This window comes from Acinetobacter sp. YH12106, from assembly GCF_013418995.1.
Taxonomy (GTDB): Bacteria; Pseudomonadota; Gammaproteobacteria; order Pseudomonadales; family Moraxellaceae; genus Acinetobacter; species Acinetobacter pseudolwoffii.
In genome coordinates this window covers 1-3,461 of record NZ_VPAV01000059.1, presented here as the reverse complement: position 1 = coordinate 3,461, position 3,461 = coordinate 1, and the positions used below count along the sequence as shown (strand labels likewise).

At 30.6% G+C, this 3,461-nt stretch carries 4 protein-coding genes and 2 pseudogenes; 3 read left to right on the top strand and 3 right to left on the bottom strand.

The genetic code is table 11. The features are described from left to right. A pseudogene (locus FTU45_RS15200) lies at positions 1–184 on the bottom strand (IS6 family transposase); the annotation flags it as partial. Between the two features lie 38 nt (positions 185–222). Here FTU45_RS15200 and FTU45_RS15195 point away from each other — a divergent pair. Then, a complete protein-coding gene (locus FTU45_RS15195; RefSeq protein ID WP_180076687.1) occupies positions 223–435 on the top strand; it encodes a hypothetical protein in 213 nt (70 codons plus the stop codon). 47 nt (positions 436–482) lie between these two features. Here the strand turns inward: FTU45_RS15195 and FTU45_RS15190 are convergent, their stop codons facing one another. Further along, positions 483–1,148, bottom strand: coding sequence for a lecithin retinol acyltransferase family protein (locus FTU45_RS15190; protein ID WP_180076686.1), 666 nt, complete (start codon positions 1,146–1,148; stop codon positions 483–485). Between the two features lie 24 nt (positions 1,149–1,172). Further along, positions 1,173–1,490 carry a hypothetical protein gene (locus FTU45_RS15185; RefSeq protein ID WP_257224075.1) on the bottom strand — a complete coding sequence of 106 codons (318 nt, stop codon included), beginning with the start codon at positions 1,488–1,490 and terminating at the stop codon, positions 1,173–1,175. 132 nt (positions 1,491–1,622) lie between these two features. Between FTU45_RS15185 and FTU45_RS15180 the strand changes: the two genes are divergently transcribed. Together FTU45_RS15180 and FTU45_RS15175 are read left to right on the top strand one after the other, a co-directional pair. Next, complete coding sequence (locus FTU45_RS15180; protein WP_180076684.1) at positions 1,623–2,912, top strand: hypothetical protein; 1,290 nt, start codon at positions 1,623–1,625, stop codon at positions 2,910–2,912. A 463-nt stretch (positions 2,913–3,375) separates the two neighbouring features. Then, positions 3,376–3,461 (top strand): annotated as a pseudogene (locus tag FTU45_RS15175) (IS5/IS1182 family transposase); the annotation flags it as partial.

Below are 3,461 nucleotides of genomic sequence, written 5' to 3'. Positions count from 1 at the left end.
ACCGTTTTTCCATTTCTGGAGCATAACGCTGAACCCAACGATAAATTGTACTGTGATCCACATTTATGCCTCGTTCAGCGAGCATTTCTTGAAGTTCACGATAGCTGATGCCATATTTACAATACCAGCGCACAGCCCAAAGAATGATTTCACCCTGAAAGTGCCGACCGTGGAAGGGATTCATCTGCTGTATCTCTAAATAAATAAGATATTTAGCTTATCATGTCAGCCTATTTGCAACAGTGCCCTTTAATGAAGATTAATGAAGTTCCTGAGATAAGGATTGTTTTGCCAATGCATGATGCAATCCTTGTAGAAGCACCAATGGATTTTGATGAAGAGATTATTAATGAATTTATAAATGTGTTTACACAACATTTTAACAAAGAAGTTCAAGGTAAGGCTTCGGTGGATTCATTTTTTATTGCTTCATAATTTTTAGATAAATTTGGCAGCAGTTTCGCTGCCAAATTTTAAATATTTCAATCATTGAAGAAAGAGAAAAGCCCACCAACAACAGCCGTAGCTAACCCCGCAGTTAGAATAACAGGAGCTGCAACAACAGCCGTTGCTCCTAAAGCGGCAGTACCAAGAGCAGCACTAGTAGTAGTTAAGGCACCAGTTGCAACTGTTGCAGTGCCGGCTCCTAAAAATCCTCCTATAGCAGCATTAGTGAGTAGAGAACTTCCTAAAGCAGTTGTACTCACTGTTGTGGTCGTAGCGATAGGGATGGCGGCTGCGACTACTGTACCTGTTCTCAGTAAGCTATACGATACTAAGGCAGTGCAAGTTTGTTGCATAACAGCTTGTACTTGCTCACTACGTTTTTTTCCAGTTACACACCAACATGCGAAATGTTCGCAATTATTAAATAGGAGATTGTAATCGTCTTCCCCTAAGAAATTAAGTGCTCTACTAATGACTTCATCAGGAGAATATATCTGTTGATCTGACGGATAATTAATGGCAGAAAAATAGTCATACCCCCCTAAAAAGTCTTCTAAAGTTGTTAGTTCAATACAACCTTTTTTGAAGGCTTCAGCAAAACCAGAGTAGTGAATGACTTGGTTATCACCGATATAAATACCATGGTGGGTATAAAAAACTCTAGAAACTTTAATGTGTTGGCCTGGTTTTAAATTATTCATAAATTAACTCTCTTTGGTTTAAAATTAACAACGTTTAAAACTGTTTATGTTGTAAGTGGTAATTAGATCTTCTCCATCAAGAACAACTGTTATTCCACCCTTATCTAAAATCTTTAGAGCAATTCGGCGACTTTTTTGAAGCTCATGAAGTTCATTCAAAATTTCTTGATAAGAAGTTTGATTCTTTTCTTGCAATCTCCATCTTAAGTTTTTGATTTTATTGTCTATATTTGACAAATATTTTTGGGTGGTTTTCCTGTTAATAATATATTTATCACCTCGTACACTCCCTTCCGATAGCGCGAACTCCACCATTGATTTAGTACATCCACGTTGACTCATTCTTTGATGCATATGATTAGTAAATTGCATGACTATCTGCCCGACTATGTTTCCCTTCGATAATTTGATTGTATGAAATAAAACCAGTGTTTATAATGGGTGGATAGGAATGTACTTTTATAGACACTAAAAATGCCAAGAATTTCAAAACAGCAGAAAGCCTTTTTCAATCTTTTAGATCTAGTTTATTTTTATGAAATTTCTCATACTTTATTAAGTAAGCATGATTCAGTTTATTTTTATGAGTTCTTTTTAAATTTAATCAATCACAAACTAATTGAATATAAGATTCCAGATGAAAAAAGAAATATTTATAAGCATTACTTAATTTGTGCTTTAGAAATATATTTAAATAATGAAAAAGATGAATATGAAAAAATGATTAATTTTTTGAAAAAAGATATAGGAATGTCAGAAGAAAGTTATATAAAATATTGTAATGTAAGAGCAGATTTTTCTCTTGAGAAACTATTTTCTTTTATTAAAGAAAAAAAACTAGATTTAGATATTTTTATAAAAATATTTTCAGAAGTTTTTGTAGAAATTAAAGAAGCTGGATATGAGCTGGATTATATATTTAACTTAACAGTTAGATCCTTTTTCTTTGACTTTGAAAAACCAAGTTTAAACTTATATAAAAAAATAATTGATTATGATTTTATCGGAAAAAATAATGAAACTGATATCCACTTTGAGGAGGATGATTTTTTACTTAGATTAAGTCTTTTAATTGAATTTGAATTATTTAGAAAGTATATGAAAAAAATAATGACTTTTATTAAGTTGGAGAAAATAGAGTTACACTTTCCTAGTGATAATCTGTCCTTTGAAGGTAGAAAGCAGTTAAAGGATAAGTATTTCGATATAGTTGAAACAATGTTCATAACAGTAAAGAATTTCCATAAAATAAGTCTGCCAATCGCATCTAAAATTGGTAGTGAAAATTTTAATAATTTCTTTATCTATTCAAATGACTTATTAAAGAGAGAAGTTTTTTTCCCTGGAACAAAAGCTAGATGGGCAAGTATGCTAGGAGCTTATGAAATTTTAAGTTTTCTGTGTAATGGTAGCAAAACAGCTATTTATTTTGAGGAGTCTAATGATACTTTGACTCTTAGTGATCAGGCAAAAATTATTTTAGAAGATAATGGGATAGAAATTTCTTCTAGGACTTTATATTTAAGATATAAAGAGTTAAAAAAATTCTATAAGAAAGTAAAATATTATGGCTATTTGGTTGCAAATACTCAGAATATACTTGAATGGCAAACTAGTGACAGTAGTTATTATGATATGACAATTAGGTTTGATCCTGAAACTGTAAAATTAAAATCTGCCCAATATCAATTTTATTATGAATCTAACAATAAAGAAAATGAGAATAAAGATGAATTAATAATTGAGTCTAATAACATTCATTAATTTTTAATTGAACCATTGTAATAATATTTACAATGGTTCAATTAAAAATAAATTCATATTCAAAGCTACTATAGGGAGCATTAATTTTTATGTTGGTTACGAAAAAAAATCTACTTTTAAGCAACCAATAACCATCAACATATAAATATATTTTAGTTGGGTTTGTTGGTAATATTATCGGAAATATAGGAACATCTTGATTGTTGGTGAGATAAGGTGGATCTATATATTCTATTGACTTTTGCATAATATCCAATATGGATTTAGCATGTTCATTAATATATAAGTTAAGCAAAGGTGTAAGTGTGAATCGACCACATTTATACAATCCTGATTTCCTTGTAACATAAATATTAGTTCTATGCTTACGAGGTTTAAATCTGATGTTATCTATAAATTTTTCTATAATTTGATCTATAGATTAGACCTCTTGCGAAAGTAAAAAATTGTTTATACTAGTCCCATGAAATATGAAAATTTAACTAGATTTAATGATGGGGAATTTAAACGACTTGTTGGCGTTCCTCGTCCATTATTCTTAAAAATGGT